Genomic DNA, 21,687 nt, shown 5'->3' with positions numbered 1-21,687 from the left:
ATTATTTTTATAAGATGGATGCATCAATTTTGATGTCGGCATCACTCCAGGCTAGATCAAATTCTTGTTTTATTTTTTTAGCTTCTTCCATTTTGCCTTGCGCTTTTAAACTTTGATATAAACCTGTTAAAGACCAGCCATTTTGTCTGAGAACACGTAAATCTTCATTGTATGTTTTTTCAGCTTCTTCATATTTTTTAGCTTTCATAAGTATTGCTCCCAAGTTTTGTCTGGTTGGGATGTGCCATGCAGCAGGTTCGTTATAAATTAGACCATCTTCTAAAACAACTGCTTTTTGTAAATGTTCAATTGCCAAACTATAATTTCCTTCCAACCCAGCTAATTCGCCCGAAACAACTTCAAAAGCTAATTTTGCAATGGTAGTTCCAGAATCAAATCCTGTGGCTATGATGGTTTCCATTTCAGGATCTTTAATCATCTCATTAATAGCCTCAAGTTCTTCTTTTGCTTCTTTGATGTTATTTTTTCTGATGAATGCGATGCCTCTTGTATAATGCCAAATGAGTTTTAAATGTTTAATGTTGTCATTTGGTTTAGGGTAGGTAAGTATATCGTTCCATTTTCCAAATCGAGTATAAGCCAGAAGGGGTGTAGAGGCAAAATTTTGTAAAAAATGAAGGTCTTTCATTTCACCTACGGGAACTTTTTCTGCTGTTTTTTTTGCTGCGTCAATGGCTAGTTGACTGTTGCCTAAAAGGCTTGATGCCGACCAAAGAAAATGTATGTTATGGGGATAGTAACCTAGTGGATACATGCCTTGGGAAAAACATTGAGAAATATAATCTTCATCAGCTAAAATAGCTTCTTGGTTTGCTTTTACGGCATCTTTATATCTGCCAACTCTAATGTAAATATGAGATGGCATATGAACGATGTGACCAGCAGCAGGCATTAAACTACCCAGTTTTTCGGCAATAGGGACTCCTAAATCTGGATAAGGAAGTTCTACCATATGGATGTAATAATGGTTGGCGCCAGGGTTATTGGGGTTTAGTTGTATGGCTTTTTCAAGTGCTGCTTTTGCTTCTTTGATATTTGGTGATGGATTCCCATCTTTATCCCAATAATTCCAAGGGACCGTGTTCATAACCGATGCTGCATACAACGTTTGAATATCCGAATCATCAGGGTATTTGGTTGCTACTTTTGCCATAGCTTCCATATAAGCTTTATTCAAAATTGAAACATCTATCGTTAAATCTTTTGAATATCTATGGGTTAACGCCTCAATGAGCGCTTGCTCTTTTGGACTTGCATTATCGATGAGTTTTATGGCTTTATCAATAGCCTCATTGTATTTATTTTTGCGCTCATCATCGGGTAAAGGGTCATTAATATTTGGCCCTAAAACATAAGCTTGTCCCCAATAAGCCATGGCGCATATAGGATCTAATCGGGATGTTTCCATAAACGATCTGTGCGCTTCGGCATGATTGAAAGCATAAGTTAGCCTTAAACCTTGATTGAAAAAGCGCTGTGCTAATTCATTCTTTGTGCTTATTTTATAGAAGTGGTTTCCAAGGTTTTCAAACAAAGGGGCAATTTGTTTCGTGGTATCTATGTTATCCAATAAGAATATGGCGGGTGTACAACTCATCGAATTACTGCCTATTTTTTTTGTATAATCCAATGTTTTGTCAGGTGCTATTTTATAAAAAATAGTAGACAAGAACATTACAAAAGTGAATAGAATAATAAGTTTGGTTTTCATAATTTTAAAATTTAAGTAAATAAAAACCATTTACTTTAATTGCAATGAACTAAAGTGTAAGTGAATGTATCTGGTTGATTTTTAGGCTATAGCTTAGTAAATTTAATTAATTTAATGCTAATAAGAAAGGACTTTTATTTTTTTACCCGAAAACTTCCCGTTTTTTCATCAAAGGCAATTAGATCTTTAGGAAATAAAGTTTCAAAAACACCTTTTGAAATTAAATGGCACGGTGTGTCGGATACCACTTGGTTAGAAGACATAACAATCAATTTATCGCAAAGTTGAATGGCTAAATCTATTTCGTGTGAGGAAAACAGAATGGTTTTTCCTGTTTCTTTAGCTAATTTTTGAAGTAGCTTCAAAATATAGGCCTTGTGGTACATATCTAAATGGGTTGTTGGTTCATCTAGGATAATTAAGTCGGTATCTTGTGCCAACGCACGTGCAATCATCACTTTTTGTAATTGACCATCGCTTAATTCAAAACATCGTTTCTGTTTTAAATCAATAATATTGGTTTGCGATAAAGCAGTGTTGATGATAGCGATGTCATTTTCAGATAAATTTCCAACCCAATTGGTGTAAGGCTGCCTGCCCAAAGCCACCAATTCAAAAACCGATAAATTTTTAGACATCATTTGTTCGGTTAAAACCAAGCTTAATAATTTGGCTAAATCAAGAGCAGGATATTTTTTTATAGGTTCTCCGTTTATAAAAATGGCTCCGCTTAAAGCATCCTGTACATTTGTAATGGTTCGTAAAAGTGTCGATTTTCCAATGCCATTTCCTCCAACCAAACCAACCAATTCCCCTTTATGTAGCTCAATATTAATATGTGAAGCCACAAGAGTTTGTGCTTTTTTTGATTGATATCCAATGGATAAATCTTCGGTTTTTAAAATGATATGTTGGTCTTTTTCGTTCACTAATTCCTTAAGTTTTATCTAAAAATATAACAGTCTAACAATCTAAAAAACCATTTTTCGTTTTCTAACCAATAGCCAGATAACCACTGGAGCACCCACTAACGATGTTATGGCGTTTATAGGTAATGTATAGTCGCTATTGGGAACTTGCGCAATACTATCGCAAATAAGCATGACGATGGCACCCAATAAAAAAACGGCTGGTAATAATATTTTATGATTTGATGTATTAAAAATTTGACGTGTTAAATGCGGAATGGCTAAACCTATAAATGCAATTGGGCCTGTAAAAGCGGTAATGGTTCCAGCTAATAAACTGGTTGAAATGATGATGGCCAATCGGCTTCTTTTAATGTTCAACCCCAAACTTTTGGCATAATTTTCACCTAAAAGCAAGGTGTTTAATGATTTTACTGAGGCTAAACTAATTATAATTCCAAGACAATAAATAATAAAAAATACAAATAGTTCATCCCAAGATAGGTTTCCTAAACTCCCAAAGCCCCAAAAAATATATTGTTGCAGTTGTTGTGCCGATCCAAAATAAGAAAGTACACTTACAATAGCAGCCGTTATGCTAGCAAACATGAGCCCAATAATAAGTATGGCCATGGTATCGCGTACTTTTATTGAAACCATTAAAACCGCTAATAGTACTAAAAAACTACCCAAACTAGCAGCAATTACAATGCTCCATTTTGAAATTAAAAAAGCCATAAATACCCCACCAAAAACCGATGAACCAAGAATAACCAATGCAACGCCCAAACTAGCGCCCGAACTAATGCCCAACACAAAAGGACCAGCCAATGGATTTCTAAATAATGTTTGCATCAACAACCCTGAAATACCCAAGCCAGAACCCACTAAAATAGCTGTTAACGCTTTTGGTAATCGGTAATTTTGGATGATGTGTAGCCAAGTTTCTTGCTCGGTGGTGCTTCCAATAAGGCTGTTAAATACGTCTTTAAAAGGAATATAAACAGAGCCCAAGCTTATGTTTGTAAAAAAACAGATAATCAGTATTGTGAGTAATACTAAAAATGAAAAGCTATATGTTTTTGAATTCAGCAATTAATAATATTTTGGAATTTGGATTTTTTTCTTTGGAATTTTTAAGTTCTAATCTAAAGGTTTAAAAAAGTAAAGGTCATGATTTTTTAAGAGTTCTGGGTGGCAAATTTTAATTAAGTCTTTTAAAACCAAATCGGGTCGGGTAGTACCCAATTCAAAATACAGAATACCGCCAGATTTCCCTTTGGTATTTATAGTGGAATATATGTTTTTATTTTGAAACGCTTTAAACATGGCATGATGTGAATTGGCGTTTTTAAGCGCTTCCCTATGGATGTAGTTTGAAGGACTTAACCAAATATCGGCGTCTTTGGCTTTTGAAAAAACGGTTTCAAAATTAAGGGATAAACTACCAGTACCTTCGGAGTCGCTCCACAAATAATTGGTGTTGGCATCTTTTAAAAGTTGTGCTTCGGTACTGTTGCCGTTTGGTAAAAACCAAACATCGTTGTGCATGGCACCGCTTAATATACTCGGTTTTGTTTTGGCATTTTTTGCTAATTTTTTTGCTTCCAGATAATCTTTTTCAATGGTGTTAAATATAGAATCGGCTTCTTTTTCTTTATTGAACAAGACTCCGAAAAACTTAATCCATTCTGCTTTTGCCAAAGGTGATGCTTCAACCCAATCGCCATTAAAAATAACAGGAATCCCAGATTTTTTTATGGTTTCAAAAGTTCGGTTGTTCCCATCAATGCCAAAACCTATCACCACATCGGGTTTCAATTCCAACAAAACTTCGGTGTTGATGCCTTCGTTCTTGCCTAATTCTCGTATCAATCCGCTATCAATTCTATATCTTGTTTTTTCAGAAGAAATATAATCCGTACCAGGAAAACCAACCAGTGTTTGCTCTACGTTCAACAATTCTAAAGCAGGAATGTGCGTGGTTGAAGTAACCACAATTTTTTCAATAGGAATGGTAATAATGCCATCAAATTCATCTTTGTTTAAAGTTATTTTTGAAAGCATGTTTTTTTGAACCAAAGCATATTTGTAAACCTTTTCAGCTTTGGGCCAAGGATTGGAAATGGTTAGGACTTTAAAATTTTCAGTATAAGTAACTGAAAACCCTTTAGCGTATTGATATTCAGACTTAGTAAGGTCCTGTGCCGTTTCAAGAGGTTTTTTCTGATTGTTTTTACATGCTAGGAAGCATAGAAACACGAATAATAAAACTGCTTTTTTCAATGATTGTGATTTATTTTTTCAAAAGTAAGATTATTTAATCTTTTGGATAAATCATTAGACAAAATGTTTACTTTTGCAGCGAAATTTGGTTTTATCTATTTCACGTAGATGAATTAAAAGGGAATCTGGTGCAATGATATACGATTGCAGATTTTAGATTTACGTTTTTTGTGTTTATAAAATTCGTAATTCATAAATCGTAATTCATTAATTCCAGAACTGTTCCCGCAACTGTAAGCTACAAAGCTTCATGTTAAACTTCAATGTCACTGAAGATTTATTCTTTGGGAAGACCAACATGGAGACGCAAGTCAGGAGACCTGCCATTTTCAAAACAAATAAGTTAAACTTTCGGGATAGAAGTTTGCGTATGTAATCCATGCGATTCTCGATTAATTATTCATTAAAAATGAACAAAAAAACAAATGTTTTTGGTGTACTGTGTTTTGGTATATCAATGGTTGGTTTTGCACAACAGCAAACCGATTCAACAACAGTAGAACAATTAGATGAGGTTGTTATTACAGATTCACGTTTTAATTTAAAGCGTGAACATTCAGGAAAAACGGTTATTAAAATTTCACAAAAAGAGATTGAAAACAACCAAGGGAGAACGGTTTCAGAATTAATAAATACCAAAAGTGGTATTGAAATTAATGGAAGCCGAAGTGCAGAAGGACAAAATTTGGGTTATTATGTAAGAGGTGGTAATAACCGCCAAGTATTGGTACTTATTGATGGTATTCAGGTAAACGATCCGTCATTGGTTTCTAATGAATTTGATTTGCGTTTGCTAGATGTAAATACCATTGAATCCATTGAAATTATAAAAGGAGCTGCCAGTACATTATACGGGAATGCTGCAGCTACAGCTGTTATAAGCATTACAACAAAAAAATCTTCAAGAGAGAAAGTTGCTGCTAATTTTTTAAGCGTGGTTGGAACAAATCAATCTCAAGATGATTTGAATTATTATGGTTCTAGCTTTACAAACAGCGTGTCTGTAAATGGAAGTGTTGATAAATTTAGTTACTTGGCAAGTTTTGGAAATAGATTTGTAGATGGTTTATCGGCTACAAAGTCTGAAAATGCTGAAAAGGATGCTTTTTCAAGATTTAATACCAATTTAAAATTAGGATATGAATTTAGCGATGCTTTTGAAATGACCGCTTTTGCAAGTTATGATAAGCTAAAAACCGATATTGATGGCTTTCCGCCGCCAACTTATGCACCAGGTGATACCTTTGATGAATATTTATCAAACCAAACCAGATTTGCCATAGCGCCTAAGTTTAAATACAATAATGGTAGTTTTCAAATTAATGCAGCGTATTCAAAAATAGATAGAGAAACTATTTCTAGTTTTTCTACAACCAATGAAGCTGAAAGTTATGTGGTTGATGCTTTCAATAAATATGTTTTTAATGAGTCATTTTACACTATTGTTGGTGTGAACCATGCCGATTATAAAAGTTTATTTGCTACCAATGAAAGTTATACCAATACCGATCCATATTTAAATGTTGTTTATGTATCAGATTTTGGCTTGAATTTAAATGCGGGTGCGCGTTTAAACAACCATAGTGAGTATGGTTCGCATTTGGTTTATAGTTTAAATCCGTCGTACAGTGTGCCTGTTGATGCTGGGTATATTAAACTTTTAGGGTCTTACGCCACTTCATTTATTGCGCCTAATTTATCACAATTGTTTGGCTATTTTGGTGCAAACCCCGATTTAGAACCGGAAGATAATAGAACTATTGAAGGTGGTTTGGAGTTTTCAAATAAAAAAGGACTGCGTTTAAACGGATTGTACTTTAATAGAAAAGAAGAAAATACTATTATATACACAACGGGTTATACTAATGCAACAACAGATGCTACGGTACATGGTGTTGAAGTGGAAGCTGAAGTTAAGATTATTGATAATTTAGCCTTTAATGCCAATTATACGTTTACTGAATTAAAAGAAGGAACTCGTTTGCGTTTGCCTAAACATAAAGCGAATGCGGGTTTGGGGTATAACTTCTCAAATAAATCGTTTGCTTCTGTAAATTATCAATTTGTTGGTGAACGATTGGATACCGATTTTTCTACTTATCAAAATGCAGAATTAAAATCATATTCGTTAATAGATCTTTATTTCAGTCAGAAATTAATTAACAACAAACTGAAACTTTTTGCAAGTGTAACCAATCTTTTAAATGAAGATTACGTTGAGATTATTGGTTTTACAACTAAAGGTAGAAATGTGAGCTTAGGTCTTCACTTGGCTTTATAGTGAGAGAATAAAGTCAATTTTTAATGCCGCCATTTCTTTATTTGGCGGCATTTTTTTATGGAATTAAATCGCAATACCAAACACCATATTTGTCGCTTTTACAAATAGCATTGTTGGTTTTTGGACTATCATATTCACGATATACTTTCTCTCCAATGGTAAATGGAATGGGGTTTTTGAAAATAGGCCCATCAAAACAAAAGGTATGGAATTCGCCATTTTCACCACAGGGATCAACACCTTCTGGTAAATTGTCTATAAAGTTTTTGTCAATAACAGTGCCTACAAAGTCTTCACCAAAATATTTGGAATTGGCGCAAACGACAATCGTTTTAAAGCCTAAATCTAAAAATTCAAGAAGGAGTTCTTTGGTGTTTCGTTTCCAAATTGGGAAAACGGTTTCAAAACCTTGTTTGGCCAATTGTTCTTCTCTGTAAGTTCTTAAATCTTCCAAAAAAATATCGCCAAAAGCACTATGTGTAAAACCTTCTGTTTTTAATCTAGAAACAGTTTCTAACATTTTTTGCTCATAGATTTCCATACTTGGCATTTCCGGTAATTCTATAATGCTAGATTTAATGTTTATAGCATCTGTTTGAGCAAATAATAATTCTTTTCTCAAACCGTGCATGGAGACACGGTTGTAATGGCTATTTACGGTTGTAATTAATTCATCAACAGCATAACGTTCATCTTTTAATAAATGATAAAGCGCTAAGGCGGAATCTTTCCCAGAACTCCAATTAAAATAAGTTTTTAGTTTATTCACTTAAAGTTTCTTCTGATTAAGTCCGCAGGAAGCTTTTTGTCCACATACATTTCATTAAGGTGCGGTTCAAAACTATTACTGTCTTTAAAAGGCTTTAAAGTATGTTTTGCTTTCGCTTTAATAGTTTCTAACTTACTAATAGAACCTTCAATATTAGCCAAAGCCGCCGCTAAAAGAGGTTCGTTTTCATTGCCTATAACACCTAAATTTATGTAAGATTCTTTAAGTTCAATATCAGGTGCTAGTCCATTATTATAATCGGTATTGCCAACTTTGTTCAAGGATTTATAAATAAGAGGTTGCATCGCGTAAGCATGGTTTGGGTTTGCGCCCTCACGAGTAAAATTTTCAGAGTCATACAACGTGGTTGAAGCTTGGTATTTTCCAGTAGTAAAATCACCGATATGTACAACCTCAATATATGGATCTAAACTGTTTATAACCAATTCGCTGGCAGAAGCTGAAGCATCAGTTGCCAAAATATATACTTTTTGAAGGTTTAAACTATTTAAAGCAGCACCACCAACCTTATTTGTAAATCGGTTGATTATCGATTCGGGGTCTTCAGTTTCAAAATATGCTTGAAATTCGCTATTCCATTGTTCGGTGCTAAAAACTTCCTCATTAAATTGCCCTGTAATCATGCTGGAAAGTAATATGGCTGAAGTTACCGAACCTCCAGGGTTATATCTTAAATCCAATACAAGATGCTTTACGTTGTTAGATTTAAAATTTCCAAAAACAGCGTTGAGTTGCGAGTCGTAATTTGCAGTAAAGCCATTGTACATTAAATAGCCAACATTTTCTCCTTTCACACTAAAAATTTTAGTGGTGTAAATGGGGTTTTCGGCATATTCTAATTTAGTAAGAGCAATGGTTTCGTTTTTAGAAACCACGGTGTCATCAGAAGTTTCAGGTGTATTGTTCGTGTTGTAAGTTGCTAAATTTAAGGTGTATGAGGTTGAAGATAATAAACTACTGTAATTGTTTACGGTTAAAGGTGTGCCATTTATAGCGTTAAAAACATCACCACGCTTTAAACCCTTATTGGCAGCATCGCTATTATTAAGCACCAAGCGTACAAAGCCAACCAGATTGGTGGTGCTATTGGGTTGACGAAATAGTTTATATTCCATGCCGTTGCTGGTTGAAACACCACTAAAAAGTTGCTCCAAAGCAATATAATCATCAACAATCCAACTGTATTTATCTACATCTTCCCTTTGGTATATTAAATTTTCAAATAAGTCTTCAGGAGCAGAAAAGCTATTCAAATAATCACGATATTCCTTATTTGAAGTAAATCTGTCATTAGCAAGGTCTGGAATATTATCTTTATATAAGTAAACAGCATTCATACCCTTCCAAACAAAGTCATTTATTTCGGTGGTTGAAATTTGGTTATCGTCATTATCTTCAAAACAACTTGTAACTAAAAAGGAAACGGTAAATACTAGAAATAGGACTTTTAATAATTTCATTTGTTATTTCTTATTGATTTTAATCGGTCAAATGGAATATCCATATAAACTTTATTGTTAAGCACAAAAATTTGGTGATGGATGTTTCATTTGTTCGTATTACAGATTTTTTTATAACGTTAGTCTTTAAAACTCTAAATTTACTTACATTATTATATAATTAAAAAATATTTGTAACAAATTAGATGAACGTTCGTCGTAATATAAAATAGCCCTAGCAAAGCAGTTTTGAACCAACCAAAGCAAACCAACAAAAATGACTCAAACAGAGTTTTTAAATATTGTGATGCCTTTTAAAGATAAAGTGTTTCGTTTAGCAAAACGATTGCTGGTATCTACCGAGGAAGCAGAAGATGCAACACAAGAGATATTGTTGAAGTTATGGAACAACAAAACAAAAATAGAGGAGTATAAGAATGTGGAAGCATTTTCTATGACGATGACTAAGAATTTTTGTTTTGATAAATTGAAATCGAAGCAAGCGCAGAATTTAAAAATTGTGCATAACAATTATGAAGATGGCAACACATCTTTACAAAAACAAGTTGAATTAACCGATAGTGTTCATTGGGTGGCTAAAATTATAGAAGGATTGCCGGAACAGCAAAAATTAGTAATTCAATTAAGGGATATAGAAGCATACGATTTAGACGAGATTGCAAAAATGTTAGATATGAACAATACCGCAGTACGCGTAGCCTTGTCTAGAGCTAGAAAAACAATAAGAGAAAAATTGACTAATACACATAATTATGGTATTAAATAGTATAGAAAAGTTACTTGAAAAGTACGAGAACGGAGAAACATCGCTAAAAGAAGAGCAACAGTTAAAAAACTATTTTTCGCAAGAAACTGTAGCGCCACATTTAGAAATGTATAAACCTATGTTCGCCTATTTTTCGGTAAATAAGCAAGAGCAATTTACTAAAGCACTTCCATTAAATCCCGATGGCTATCGGGATAAAAAAGTATTTAACTATAAATGGATTGCTGTAGCGGCAGTAGCTGTTCTTACATTAGGTTATTATTTTAAAAGCCCTGTTGTGTCTTCTTATGAAGAATACGCTTACGGAACATATAACAATCCCGAAGAAGCACTTAACGAAGTCACAAAACAGTTGGCAATGATTTCAAATCATTTTAACAAAGGAGTTTCAACGGTAAACTATCTTGAAGAAGTGAACAAAGGCACCGAAACTCTTGGGTATTTGAATGAAATGCAAAACGCAACAAACATCATTTTTAAAAAACAATAACCAGAATTGAACCAAATAATTAAACACGTAAAAACAAGTAAAATGAATAAGAAATTAATAGTAATCGTAATGGCAATTATGTTATTGCCCCTAACTGGAATGGCTCAAGATATTTTTGAAAAGTATAGCGATAATTCCGATGTCACCTTTGTGTCCATAAAACCCAAAATGTTTCAAATGATAGCGAAAATGGGCATCAATGAAGGTGATCCTGAAGCTAAGGCGTATATGGATATGGTAAAAAGCATTACCAGTTTTAAAACCATTGTTACCGATAATAAATCAATTTCGGCAGATATTAGCAAATGGGTAAAATCGCGTTCAAGTTCATTAGAAGAGCTTATGGAAGTTAAAGACGATGGCGCAGAAGTGAAATTTTATGTAAAAGAAGGAAAAGATTCCAACCATGTAAAAGAGCTATTGATTTTTGTAAACGGTATTAATAAAGTAATGAAAGAAAGTGTTGAAGTAAATGGAGAACAGCGACGTATTGAAACCGTTATTGTGTCGCTTACCGGTGATATTGATTTGAATGAAATTTCAAAACTTACAGAGAAAATGAATATCCCTGGCGGAAATCATTTAGACAAAAAGAAAAAGAAATAACAACGCGCATTAATCATGAATCGAACCATCAACCATATCCTATTGGTTTTGTTTACAGCTACTGTTTTGGTAAGCTGTAATGACGGAGCCAGTTTGCAAAAGTATTTTGTAGACCATCAAGAATCTAAAGATTTTATAACGCAAGATATTCCAATTTCTATGTTGAAAATAGACGAATCTAAATTCAATAACGAACAAAAGGAAGCTTATAACTCAGTATCGCGGTTAAATTTTTTAGGTTTTAAAGCCGATGAAACCAATGCCGAAACTTTAAAAGTGGAATTGGCAAAAGTGAAAACCATTTTGAGCAACGAGAAGTATAACGACCTTATGGAATTAAGCGATAGAGGCAATAAAGTGGTTGTGAAATATCTTGGTGACGATGATGAAGCTGATGAAGTTGTGGTTTTTGGAAGCTCTAAAGACATGGGTTTTGGAATAGTTCGAGTTTTGGGCGATGCTATGAGCCCAGATAAAATGGTAACCTTAGTTGGTATTTTACAAGGTGCCAATGTAGATGAAGGACAAGTTCAAGATATTATGAACTTTTTTAAATGAGTTAAGCATTGTTAAATATATTTAAATATATATTTATAGTGCTTTTTATAATAACTCTGAGAAAAGTATCTTTGTAGAATTACTAATTCAAATGGTGTAATTTTCACCATAAAAATAAATAACACATATGAAGAGTTTCGGATCAAGCAACGTTTTTTTATTAGGAGATAATATTGAATGGGAAGAGTTAGGAGGAGGAATAAAAAGAAAAATCATGGCCTATGATGATAGAATCATGCTTGTTAATGTTCATTTTGAAGCTGGAGGCGTAGGAGCTATGCATAACCACCACCATTCACAAGTTACTTACGTAGCCAGTGGTGAGTTTGAATTTACAGTTGATAACGAAGTGAAACTGGTAAAAGAAGGTGACGCCCTTTATATTCCGCCAAACGTTATGCACGGAACCGTTTGTAAAAAGAGCGGTATTTTAATAGATGTATTTAGTCCTATTCGAGAAGATTTTATGCAATAGTTATTGATTTTTTACATTAGAAGAATCTCTAACAATTAATTCAGCATCAAGAATCACTTTATTTAGTGTTTGCTTTACAAAAGGTTCTTTTACGCGTTCTAAAAAGGTTAATGCTGCTTGTTTTCCAATTTCTGTGCTGTGTTGTTCTATACTTGAAATTGTTGGGGTTACCATGGAGGTAAAGGGTTCGTTTCCAAAGCCAACTAAAGCAATATCGTTAGGTACGTTAATGTTGTTTTCATTAAGTACTTGCAATGCGCCTAAAGCAGCATAATCGCCAGCAACATACACAGCGTCTGGTCTGTTTTTCAATGCTAAAAGTTGCTTCATTTTTTCTCTGCCATCTTCAATAGTAAGGCTACTTTCTATAAGTAAAGATTCATCTAAGGGTAAATGGTGTTTTTTTATGGCATCAATGTAACCTTTAATTCTGTTATTAAAAATTCGTGTACGTCTATAACCACCAATATGAGCAATGCGTTTACAGCCTTGTTCTACTAAATGTTCAACAATCATGTGGCTGCTTTCGTAATCATTAATACCAATATAGTCCACATTCAAATCATTTTCACCACGGTCAAATAAAATTAGTGGTATGCCTTTAGATTTAACTTTTTCAAAGTAATCAAGTTTAATCGTTTCGTTTGCCATGGAGGCGATAATTCCATCAACTTGAGTAAACAAAAGCGTATCTATATTGCTACATTCTTTTTTATAGGATTCGTTGGATTGGGTAATAATAATATTGTAACCTTCCTTATTTAATACTTCTTCAATATTTTGAATAACAGAAGAGAAGAAGTTGCTATTAGTTCTAGGGACAATAACACCAACCAAGTTACTTTTACCTTTTCGAAGCGCACTTGCTAAATGATTTGGTTGATAATTTAGCTCTTTTGCCACTTTTTTAACGGCTTCTTTCGTTTTTGTACTTATTCGAGAATCATCATGAAGAGCCTTGGAAACAGCTGCGGGAGAGATGTTTAAAACGCTAGCAATGTCTTTTATTGTAGTTTTTTTTTTGTTTCTCATTTTTTTATATACTTTTGCTTAAACGTTTAAGCAAATATAGTATTTCAGTTTTTATTATCAAAGCAGATATATTTTTATATGTTTTCCTTATATTTACTTGAAAGCCATTGCTTAAACGTTTAAGCAGAATTTTATTTAACTAAATTTTATAATTATAATAACATGAGTAGAGTAGTAACATTTGGTGAGATCATGCTAAGATTGGCACCTCAAGGATTTTTAAGATTTTCTCAAGCAGACAATTTTGATGTTGTTTATGGAGGAGGAGAGTCTAACGTAGCAGTATCATTGGCAAATTATGGTATTTCTGTAGATTTTGTAACACGTTTACCTAAAAATGACATAGGCGAATGTGCTATGATGGAAATGCGTAAAAGAGGCGTTGGTGTAGATAAAATTGTATGGGGTGGAGAGCGCCTTGGTATTTATTTCTTGGAAACAGGAGCGGTATCTAGAGGTAGTAAAGTAGTATATGATAGAGCATATTCTTCAATGTCTACTATTCAATCGGGTATGATTAACTGGGAAGAAGTATTTAAAGGTGTAGAGTGGTTCCATTGGACAGGTATTACACCTGCTATTTCTCAAAGTTCTGCCGATGTTTGTTTAGAGGCTGTAAAAGCTGCTAGCAAATTAGGCGTTACTATTTCAACCGACTTAAACTACCGTGCGAAGCTTTGGAAATATTGCGACGCTGCAAAAAGAGAAGAAATCATGACTGAATTAACATCTTATTGTGATGTGGTTTTAGGAAATGAGGAAGATGCAGAAATGCACTTTGGTATTAAGCCAGCAGGAGCAGCAGTTCAAACACACGGACATGATGTGAAAGCTGAAGCGTTTTTATCTGTTTGTCAACAAATGATGAAAAAATTCCCGAGAGCTAAAAAAGTAATCACTACGTTAAGAGGTTCTATTTCTGCATCTCACAATACTTGGGCTGGGGTTTTATACGATGGAAAACAAATGTTACAAACCCGTCAATACCAAATTACCGATATCGTTGATCGCGTAGGTGGTGGAGATTCTTTTATGGGAGGATTAATCTACGGATTGTTAACGTACCCAGATAACGATCAAAATGCATTAGATTTTGCTGTAGCGGCATCTTGTTTAAAACACACTATCAAAGGTGATGCTAACTTAGTAACTGTTGATGAAGTAACCAAACTTATGGGTGGTGATGCTTCTGGTAGAGTTGCTAGATAACAATAGATTTTAAATACATAGACCTGCAAGGTTTTCAAAACCTTGTAGGTTTTAATTGAATCTAAAATTCCCAACTAAACTAAATCCTTCAATATGAAAAAATCGATTGCAATTATTTGTGGAGGTGGTCCTGCACCAGGGATTAATACTGTTATTAGCACTTTGGCCAAAACTTTTTTAAAAGACGGCTACAACGTTATAGGAGTACATCATGGATATAAAGGATTGCTTTCTGATAACCCCTCTTTAGTACATTTTGATTTTCATCATGCCGATCGTATTTTTAGTCGCGGAGGTTCTACTTTAATAATGAGTAGATTTAAACCAAAAGACAGCGATTTTAATGCTGATTTTTTTAAGAAGCATAATGTAAAGTTATTGGTTACTATTGGTGGCGATGATACGGCTTCTACAGCTAATAGATTAACCAAATATGTTAACACTCAGAATTTAGATGTAGCCCATGTTCATGTACCTAAAACCATAGATAACGATTTGCCATTGCCAGATAGAAACCCAACCTTTGGTTTTCATACGGCAAAAGACGAAGGTGTTCGCATTGGCAATACGGTTTATGAAGATGCTAGAACAAGCGAAAATTGGTTTGTCTTGGCAGCTATGGGGCGTTCTGCGGGTCATTTAGCATTCGGTATAGCTTCGGCTTGTCATTATCAAATGATGATTATTCCAGAAATGTTCAACAAAACGAATATCACTTTCGAGAAAATCATTAACATGATTATTTCTTCAATTGTTAAGTGTAAAATTCAAGGTATTGAATATGGTGTCGCTTTAGTAAGTGAAGGTGTTTTTCATTTTATGGAACAAGATGAAATCATAAATTCTGGAATTAACTTTACGTATGATGATCACGGACACCCAGAGCTAGGGAATGTTAGTAAGTCTCATATTTTTAACTATTTATTACAAGTTAAATTGAAAGAGTTAGGAATGGATATAAAATCAAGACCAGTAGAGCTTGGTTACGAATTAAGATGTTGTCCTCCAATTGCATTCGACTTAACCTTATGTACTTTACTAGGTATTGGTGTTAAAAAATTATTCGACGAAGGCAAAACGGGTTGTATTGTTAGTGCCAATTCACGTGGCGACATCACACCATTATATTTAAAGGATTTTGAAGATGAAAACGGCAAAATTCCACCTAGATTAGTAGATATAAATTCAGATATGGCTCAACTATTTATTAATAATCTTTTCTATATAAAAGAAAAGGATTATGAAGATGCAAAAAAATATCTACCCAATCCAGAGGCATACGATTTTAAGAAAATATTAAACTGGAACTAAAATAATCCCGATAGCTATCGGGACCAAAGAATAAAAATAATAATAAAAAACAACAATAAAATGGCACAATTTTCAAGATTAGAAGTGGCTCAAGCAATGAAAGATACTGGGATGATTCCTTTGTTTTTTCACAATGATATTGAGTTAAGTAAAAGAGTATTAAAAGCATGTTATGATGGTGGAGCAAGATTAATGGAATTTACAGCTCGTGGCGATTTTGCTCACGAAGTTTTTGGCGAATTAACTAAATACGCTATTAAAGAATTACCAGGTATGATAATGGGTGTAGGTTCTGTTACCGATGCAGGACAAGCAACTTTATACATGTCTTTAGGAGCAAACTTTATTGTAACGCCTGTTTTAAGAGAAGATATTGCCATTGCTTGTAACCGTAAAAAAGTATTATGGTCTCCAGGCTGCGGAACATTAACTGAAATAGCTAGAGCAGAAGAATTAGGTTGCGAAATAGTTAAACTTTTCCCTGGAGATATTTACGGACCACAATTTGTAAAAGGCATTAAAGGCCCACAACCTTGGACAAGCGTTATGCCAACAGGAGGCGTTTCTCCAACTGAAGAAAACCTAAAAGGATGGTTTGATGCTGGTGTAACTTGTGTTGGTATGGGATCGCAATTAATTTCTAAAGATATTATAGCAAATAAAGATTACGCAAAATTAGAGCAAGATGTTAAGAAAGCACTCGCTATAGTTAAAGCTGTTAGAAAATAATTTTTTAAAATTTCTATAAGATGAAAAGCTGAACTTTAAAGTTCAGCTTTTTTTATTCCACACGTTTGTAGTTTTCAGCATATATAGGATGCCCTAGACTATCAATTTCAATTTGAGTAAATGTGTTTTCATTAATTAAAATATCAAAAACAAACTTCTTTTTTGCTTTTATACGGCTATTCATAGCATGGGAGCCATAATCTAAAACTTCGGTTAGCTTGCCATCTTTAAAAGTATAATCCCCAACTCCAAACCAATCTAAAGAATCCCATGCCCTTAACCGGCTCCACATAATCTTAGTTTTAGAATACATCTTCATTTGCTTAAATGCGTTTGAAGATTTTATAGTATCAACGGAACCATCTTCTTTATAGTTCAAAAAACTAACTAATTCCCAAGCACCTTCTAAAGAATGTTCTATAGGTTGTTCAACGGTTTTTTTGTTATTGCAAGAAATTAAAAGGGACGCACAGAAAATAAATAGAATAGTTTTCATAAATGAAGAGTTAATTAATAATCATACTACTACAATTTACAAAAAAAAAAGGAGAAATAGTATAATGGATAATAAGTACTTATGTGATGATAATATCTTTTGATACTTTTAATGTAAGATTTAATTCAAAAATTCTACTTTTGTTAAGATTAAAAATTAATAGCGATTATGTCAGATACGATTGAAAAATTAAAATGTTTAATAATTGGTTCGGGACCTGCGGGTTATACAGCAGCAATTTATGCAGCTAGAGCCAATATGAAACCTGTATTATACCAAGGTGCACAACCAGGTGGTCAATTAACAACAACGAATGAAGTTGAAAATTTCCCAGGGTATCCAGATGGAATTACAGGTCCGGAAATGATGATGGAGTTACAAAAACAGGCAGAACGTTTTGAAACCGATGTGCGTGATGGCTGGATTACTAAAGTGGATTTTTCGGGCGATGTACATAAAGTATGGGTAAATGATACTAAAGAGATTCATTGCGATACCGTTATTATTTCAACAGGAGCTTCGGCGAAATACTTAGGTTTAGATTCTGAACAAAAATATTTAAAATTAGGAGGTGGTGTTTCAGCTTGTGCGGTTTGTGATGGTTTCTTCTATAGAAATCAAGAAGTGGTGATTGTAGGTGCTGGAGATTCAGCTTGTGAAGAAGCACATTATCTTTCAAAACTATGTAAAAAAGTAACTATGTTAGTAAGGCGTGATGAATTTAGAGCATCAAAAATTATGGCTAGCAGAGTTAAGAATACATCAAATATAGAAATACTTTTTAACACAGAAACCGATGAGGTTTTAGGAGACGGACAAGTAGTTACTGGCGTTAGGGTTTATAATAACCAAACAAAGGAAAAGCACGAAATACCAGCAACAGGTTTTTTTGTGGCTATTGGGCATAAACCTAATACGGATATCTTTAAAGGATTTTTAAATTTAGATGAAACAGGTTATATCATAAACGTACCAGGAACATCAAAAACAAATGTAGATGGTGTATTTGTATCGGGTGATGCGGCAGATCATGTTTACCGACAAGCCATAACAGCAGCAGGAACTGGATGTATGGCGGCATTGGATGCCGAACGTTATTTAGCAGGTAAAGATGCTACTTTTGAAGTATCTACATCTACTTATAATTAGATATCAAAAAATAAAATAGGAGCCGAAGTAATTTCTTCGGCTTTTTTTATGAATTGATTTTTTAAATTTAACAAAATGTGTTTTCTTTGAAAACTTTTTAAAACGGGATGTGGCCCTTCGGCAAGCTCAGGATAAACTGCACTTTATTACAGTTTGAACTTCCAGAAACCATGATTAACCATGTAGAGTGGTTATTATTTAAATATAATTTCGGGATGTGGCGCAGTCCGGTAGCGTACACGGCTGGGGGCCGTGTGGTCGCAGGTTCAAATCCTGTCATCCCGACAAAATGGGTATTAAAGGACATTGATAAAAAGTTAATTACATGATTTTCAATTGTTTAAATTTTATTTGATATCATTTGATTCGCTTTAAAACCATTGTTTAGGTGTCCTAATAGGTGTCCTATTTTTATTAAAAAAAAATGCTTAACTTGCTTAAAATCAAGTGGTTTTTTTATGGGCTAGATAGTCCTAAATTAATAAATAGGTGTCCTATTTCCACTGCATTAAGGTTAATTACGTATTTTTTGACGTAATACATATATTGATTTGGCTTTCGTTTAACGGATTGTTTTACTTAAACGGAAGAAATGAAGACTTCGACAACATTTAGTATCCATTTTTGGATAAAAAAAACATTTAGGACTAAAGATAACTATGTGCCTATTTATGTAAGGATCACGGTTGATGGTAAGCGTGCTGACTTAAGTATAAAAAGATGCATATTAGAACATTATTGGTGTAGTCATGCTAGAAAGGTTTTAAAAGGAGATCCTGAAGCCAATAAGCTAAATGATTATTTAGATTTTGTTTACAAAAAACTAATTGATTGCCATAAACAACTAAGCTGTGAGAATAACCTAATTACTGCTCAATCTATAAAAATTCGTTTTTTAGGTTTGGATAAAAAAGTCCAGACAATTCAGGAGTTAATGTCATACCATAGCGAAAATGAAATAAAAAAGTTAGAAAAGGGTACGGCGAAAAATTATGGAGCAACTGAAAAATATTTAAATAAATATTTGAATGAATGCATTAAGCAGTCAGACGTTTCACTTAAAAGAGTAGATTATTCATTTGTAGTTGGATTTGAAAATTTTCTAATGGGTTGTCAACCATTGAATAAATCAAGACCATTAGGTAACAATGGTATTATGAAGCATATGGAACGTTTACAAAAATTAACCACAATTGCATTCAAGCACGGTTGGATAAAAACAAACCCATTTGCTCTATATCAATTAAAATTTCAAGATTATGATGCACCATTTTTAGAGGAAATGGAACTTGAAGCGATATCCAATTTGGTCTTGGTGAATGATGGTTTAATAAGAGTTAGGGATATTTTTATTTTTGCTTGCTATACGGGGTTAAGTTATATAGATGTAAAGAATCTCAAAAAAGGAAATATTTGTTATGGAGTTGATGGTGAGAAATGGGTAATGATTAAACGCCAAAAGTCTAGCTGTCCAGTAAAGCAACCTTTATTAGATGAAGCTTGCTCTATTTTAGAGGAGTATGCTAATTTTCCAAGCGAAGAAAATAATTATTTACTATTACCTGTAATTAGTAGCCAAAAGATGAATAAGGGCTTAAAGGCATTGGCTGAATTGTGCCAAATAAAAAAGAATTTAACCTTTCACGTTGCCAGACATACATTCGCAACTACTATAACACTTTTAAATGATGTACCAATCGAAACAGTTTCTAAAGTACTTGGTCATAAAAAATTGTCAACTACCCAAAAGTATGCTCGCGTCGTAGAGAAAAAGATCAGTAATGATTTTAAACAATTAAAAACAAAACTAAAGACTGACAAAAAAGTAATAAATGATAAAAAGGGCAAAGTATTTGGATATTTGCAAATTGTTTAAAGTAAGAATATGTATACAAATAAGCTCGAAAATTAATAAAAAAGAGGTTTTTTATTCATACAATATCCCCGAAATATAAACTCGCAAACTATTTATCGGAAAAGGGACGGCCTTTAGATTTGTATAATAGATTATATCTATTATGATGATGGTGTTGGAAAGAGGAGGTGCGGGCTGGGATTCGAACCTGTTGTAACTTTGCCAGTGATATCATAGGTTTTGCTAATTGTTGTGATTTTTATTGACGATTTGTGAACCTTAATTTATTTTTATTTAAGCGATATTAACTTTTGTTGTTACAAATTTAATAATCTGTGATTAATTTATTTAAAAATAGATTTATTTAAAACTAATGAATGGTTTTGGGAATAGTAATAAGTTGACTTTTAATTGTAATAGTTGGAGTTTTAAATTTAAAAGAAAAGATTCCAATTTATCAACCATTTCTATGCTTCCACTATGAAAAAGGGAATTAGTTGGTGAATTTTTTTTGAAAAATATCCAAAATGTGTTCAACGCCATTGCTAGCTCTGCATCCAGCTTGATCTGCTATAAATGCAATAGAGTTTGCTTCATAAAGGAGCCTGAGTTTTCCGTTTTTGTTTTTATTACAATTGGGTATATGTATATGCCGCCTTTTAACATATTCCTGTGAAAATCAGAGACCATTGATCCAATATATCTTGCTGAATAAGGACGATTAATTTCATCCTTTAGGCAATATTTAATGTAGTTTTTTACACCTTGGGAAAAAAAAGGAAATAGTTCCTTTCATTAGCAGAATAAATATTTCCTGTGGCGGGAATTTTGATATCGGGGTGCGACAGATAAAATAACTCAATGGTTGGGTTTAAGGTAAAACCATTTACGCTATTTCCGTTGGTGTATACAAGCATCGTTGAAGTGCCGTAAATAATGTGAACTGCCGCTATTTGTGCACTACTTAGTTGTAAAAATCTTTAAGTTCTACAAGGGGTTCAATAAGTGTAATTCTTCTAAGAGCAGAAAAAATAGTTCCAACGGATACATTAACATGAATATTTGTAGAATCATCTAAAGTATCCATTAAGACCACATATTTTCCATTGTTTGATCCATCATTACCCTGAATTTGTATAAAATCTTCAACTTCTTCCAAAACAATATCATAGCTATATCTTTATTTTTTATGGCTTAAATAAATTTTTTGTTTGCAAAAAACATCTAATTTTTGTTGGTTTTATCCTTGTGCATTAACATCATAGAAACTCCAATGATATCAACCAATCCCGCTTTGTTAAATTCATGGTTTACCATTTTTGCTGCTAACCGGATACTGTTTAGTAGCTTGGAAAGTTCGCCTATTGATTAGGGAAAAGATGCTTGATTTTGAAGCAATAAATTGACCTAAAGTTATGATTTTTATTTCAGTCTAAAAAACCACCGTCTTTGACGGTGGTCATGTTTTAAAGGCTTTGCCATTTTTTAGGTTTACCATCTAAAACTTTTTTAAGATGAGTAAATATAGAAAATTAACACATGTGTATTACAAAT

At 33.4% G+C, this 21,687-nt stretch carries 19 protein-coding genes, 1 tRNA gene, 1 pseudogene and 1 riboswitch; of the genes and pseudogenes, 12 read left to right on the top strand and 9 right to left on the bottom strand.

Going from position 1 to position 21,687, the window contains the following annotated elements; translation table 11 throughout:
* Positions 1-7: 7 nt before the first annotated feature.
* From ACGK9U_RS02885 to ACGK9U_RS02870, 4 genes are all read right to left on the bottom strand, one after another.
* The gene (locus tag ACGK9U_RS02885) at positions 8-1,732 is read right to left on the bottom strand and encodes a hypothetical protein (protein ID WP_394464876.1); all 1,725 of its coding nucleotides are present in this window, start codon (positions 1,730-1,732) and stop codon (positions 8-10) included.
* Between the two features lie 134 nt (positions 1,733-1,866).
* Entirely contained in the window at positions 1,867-2,661 is a 795-nt protein-coding gene (locus ACGK9U_RS02880) for an ABC transporter ATP-binding protein (RefSeq protein ID WP_394464875.1), read from the bottom strand.
* 42 nt (positions 2,662-2,703) lie between these two features.
* A complete protein-coding gene (locus ACGK9U_RS02875; RefSeq protein WP_394464874.1) occupies positions 2,704-3,735 on the bottom strand; it encodes a FecCD family ABC transporter permease in 1,032 nt (343 codons plus the stop codon).
* Between the two features lie 48 nt (positions 3,736-3,783).
* A complete protein-coding gene (locus tag ACGK9U_RS02870; RefSeq protein ID WP_394464873.1) occupies positions 3,784-4,926 on the bottom strand; it encodes an ABC transporter substrate-binding protein in 1,143 nt (380 codons plus the stop codon).
* A 69-nt stretch (positions 4,927-4,995) separates the two neighbouring features.
* Positions 4,996-5,269, top strand: a riboswitch (cobalamin riboswitch).
* A gap of 66 nt (positions 5,270-5,335) precedes the next feature.
* Between ACGK9U_RS02870 and ACGK9U_RS02865 the strand changes: the two genes are divergently transcribed.
* Complete coding sequence (locus ACGK9U_RS02865; protein ID WP_394464872.1) at positions 5,336-7,207, top strand: TonB-dependent receptor plug domain-containing protein; 1,872 nt, start codon at positions 5,336-5,338, stop codon at positions 7,205-7,207.
* A 55-nt stretch (positions 7,208-7,262) separates the two neighbouring features.
* Here ACGK9U_RS02865 and ACGK9U_RS02860 read toward each other — a convergent pair whose 3' ends face one another.
* Together ACGK9U_RS02860 and ACGK9U_RS02855 are read right to left on the bottom strand one after the other, a co-directional pair.
* Positions 7,263-7,976, bottom strand: coding sequence for an ATP-binding protein (locus ACGK9U_RS02860; protein WP_394464871.1), 714 nt, complete (start codon positions 7,974-7,976; stop codon positions 7,263-7,265).
* Complete coding sequence (locus ACGK9U_RS02855) at positions 7,973-9,457, bottom strand: S41 family peptidase (protein WP_394464870.1); 1,485 nt, start codon at positions 9,455-9,457, stop codon at positions 7,973-7,975. Before ACGK9U_RS02855 ends, ACGK9U_RS02860 begins: the two co-directional genes overlap by 4 nt.
* A gap of 256 nt (positions 9,458-9,713) precedes the next feature.
* On the opposite strand from ACGK9U_RS02855, the gene ACGK9U_RS02850 reads away from it, so the two are divergent.
* From ACGK9U_RS02850 to ACGK9U_RS02830, 5 genes are all read left to right on the top strand, one after another.
* Positions 9,714-10,223: an RNA polymerase sigma factor gene (locus ACGK9U_RS02850; protein WP_394464869.1), complete on the top strand. Its 510-nt coding sequence runs from the start codon at positions 9,714-9,716 to the stop codon at positions 10,221-10,223.
* Positions 10,210-10,713 (top strand): hypothetical protein, encoded by a 504-nt coding sequence (locus tag ACGK9U_RS02845; RefSeq protein WP_394464868.1) that lies wholly within the window; start codon positions 10,210-10,212, stop codon positions 10,711-10,713. Before ACGK9U_RS02850 ends, ACGK9U_RS02845 begins: the two co-directional genes overlap by 14 nt.
* Before the next feature lie 42 nt (positions 10,714-10,755).
* Complete coding sequence (locus ACGK9U_RS02840) at positions 10,756-11,319, top strand: DUF4252 domain-containing protein (RefSeq protein ID WP_394464867.1); 564 nt, start codon at positions 10,756-10,758, stop codon at positions 11,317-11,319.
* Positions 11,320-11,334: 15 nt separating this feature from the next.
* Entirely contained in the window at positions 11,335-11,877 is a 543-nt protein-coding gene (locus tag ACGK9U_RS02835) for a DUF4252 domain-containing protein (protein ID WP_394464866.1), read from the top strand.
* A gap of 127 nt (positions 11,878-12,004) precedes the next feature.
* A complete protein-coding gene (locus ACGK9U_RS02830; protein ID WP_394464865.1) occupies positions 12,005-12,352 on the top strand; it encodes a cupin domain-containing protein in 348 nt (115 codons plus the stop codon).
* On the opposite strand, the gene ACGK9U_RS02825 is transcribed toward ACGK9U_RS02830, so the two are convergent.
* Entirely contained in the window at positions 12,353-13,384 is a 1,032-nt protein-coding gene (locus ACGK9U_RS02825) for a LacI family DNA-binding transcriptional regulator (protein WP_394464864.1), read from the bottom strand. It lies immediately after the preceding gene.
* A gap of 162 nt (positions 13,385-13,546) precedes the next feature.
* On the opposite strand from ACGK9U_RS02825, the gene ACGK9U_RS02820 reads away from it, so the two are divergent.
* The 3 genes from ACGK9U_RS02820 (at position 13,547) to ACGK9U_RS02810 (ending at position 16,633) form a co-directional block, all read left to right on the top strand.
* Positions 13,547-14,593, top strand: coding sequence for a PfkB family carbohydrate kinase (locus ACGK9U_RS02820; RefSeq protein WP_379925369.1), 1,047 nt, complete (start codon positions 13,547-13,549; stop codon positions 14,591-14,593).
* A 93-nt stretch (positions 14,594-14,686) separates the two neighbouring features.
* On the top strand, positions 14,687-15,904 hold the full coding sequence (locus tag ACGK9U_RS02815; RefSeq protein WP_394464863.1) for a 6-phosphofructokinase: 1,218 nt from the start codon (positions 14,687-14,689) through the stop codon (positions 15,902-15,904).
* A 60-nt stretch (positions 15,905-15,964) separates the two neighbouring features.
* Entirely contained in the window at positions 15,965-16,633 is a 669-nt protein-coding gene (locus tag ACGK9U_RS02810) for a bifunctional 4-hydroxy-2-oxoglutarate aldolase/2-dehydro-3-deoxy-phosphogluconate aldolase (protein ID WP_394464862.1), read from the top strand.
* A 52-nt stretch (positions 16,634-16,685) separates the two neighbouring features.
* On the opposite strand, the gene ACGK9U_RS02805 is transcribed toward ACGK9U_RS02810, so the two are convergent.
* Positions 16,686-17,129: a hypothetical protein gene (locus ACGK9U_RS02805; RefSeq protein WP_394464861.1), complete on the bottom strand. Its 444-nt coding sequence runs from the start codon at positions 17,127-17,129 to the stop codon at positions 16,686-16,688.
* Between the two features lie 168 nt (positions 17,130-17,297).
* On the opposite strand from ACGK9U_RS02805, the gene trxB reads away from it, so the two are divergent.
* The 3 genes from trxB to ACGK9U_RS02790 all read left to right on the top strand — a co-directional run bounded on the left by trxB (position 17,298) and on the right by ACGK9U_RS02790 (position 20,154).
* The gene (gene trxB / locus ACGK9U_RS02800; RefSeq protein ID WP_394464860.1) at positions 17,298-18,278 is read left to right on the top strand and encodes a thioredoxin-disulfide reductase; all 981 of its coding nucleotides are present in this window, start codon (positions 17,298-17,300) and stop codon (positions 18,276-18,278) included.
* 211 nt (positions 18,279-18,489) lie between these two features.
* Positions 18,490-18,563: transfer RNA gene (locus ACGK9U_RS02795), tRNA-Pro, on the top strand.
* Between the two features lie 307 nt (positions 18,564-18,870).
* A complete protein-coding gene (locus ACGK9U_RS02790) occupies positions 18,871-20,154 on the top strand; it encodes a site-specific integrase (RefSeq protein ID WP_394464859.1) in 1,284 nt (427 codons plus the stop codon).
* Positions 20,155-20,493: 339 nt separating this feature from the next.
* Here the strand turns inward: ACGK9U_RS02790 and fbp are convergent.
* Positions 20,494-21,559: pseudogene (fbp, locus tag ACGK9U_RS02785) on the bottom strand (class 1 fructose-bisphosphatase).
* Positions 21,560-21,687: the final 128 nt, after the last annotated feature.

This window comes from Mariniflexile sp. HNIBRBA6329 (assembly GCF_043558645.1).
GTDB lineage: Bacteria > Bacteroidota > Bacteroidia > Flavobacteriales > Flavobacteriaceae > Mariniflexile.
Note: the sequence above shows the minus strand (reverse complement) of the source record. Positions and strands in the feature narration are given on the sequence as shown.